Consider the following 684-nt stretch of genomic DNA (forward strand, 5'->3'; position numbering starts at 1 on the left):
TATCAAGCCCAACACAAGTAAGAACCGGACAGCCACGCAAAAATTGGCCGCTAAAGAGCCGAGTGTTTCAGCAAGCACCRCCGATGCGCCACCATGTAACATCCCGAAGTGGTTGATGAGTAAACTGCAAACCGGCTATGGTTGACAGTCAGAGAGTTTTCGGTAAACCCGGTGTATTCGATTTGTAAGTGTTCTAATAAGCGTATTTTTTGAGGTTGCGTTTAGGGTCGCTAAATCGATCGGTTTTTCCAAATGCTCATTCTTTTGCCAGATTTTCGTTACAATTGGCGCTAGTATATACCCAAAATTATCGATATGGAGATTGTTATGTCATCGTGGTTGAAAGCTTCTGCACTCATCGCCGTTGCTGGGCTTACTGCTTGCACTTCTTCCCCTACTGGGCGTAATCAACTGCTGATGTTTTCAGATAGTGAGATGTCCACGCTCGGTGCGAACTCTTTTGAGCAGATGAAAAAAGAGATTCCGATCAGCCAAAACAAAGCGACCAATCAATATGTTCAATGTGTTGCGAAAGCGATTACCGACACCATTCCCCCTCAGCCCGGTTTCAAAGAGTCGGGAAGTGGTGGTATTTGATAGTGACCAAGTGAACGCTTTTGCCCTGCCAGGGGGAAAAATTGGCGTTTATACTGGGACTTGTTGAATGTTGCGGTTAACCAAGAC

Annotated in this window: 2 pseudogenes; one reads left to right on the top strand and one right to left on the bottom strand. The window is 45.7% G+C overall.

What is annotated here, in order from left to right:
- Positions 1 to 252 (bottom strand): annotated as a pseudogene (locus tag CIK04_RS34195) (hotdog fold thioesterase); the annotation flags it as partial.
- A gap of 63 nt (positions 253 to 315) precedes the next feature.
- On the opposite strand from CIK04_RS34195, the pseudogene CIK04_RS26760 reads away from it, so the two are divergent.
- Positions 316 to 684: pseudogene (locus tag CIK04_RS26760) on the top strand (M48 family metalloprotease); the annotation flags it as partial.

This window comes from Vibrio sp. 03_296 (assembly GCF_002265885.1).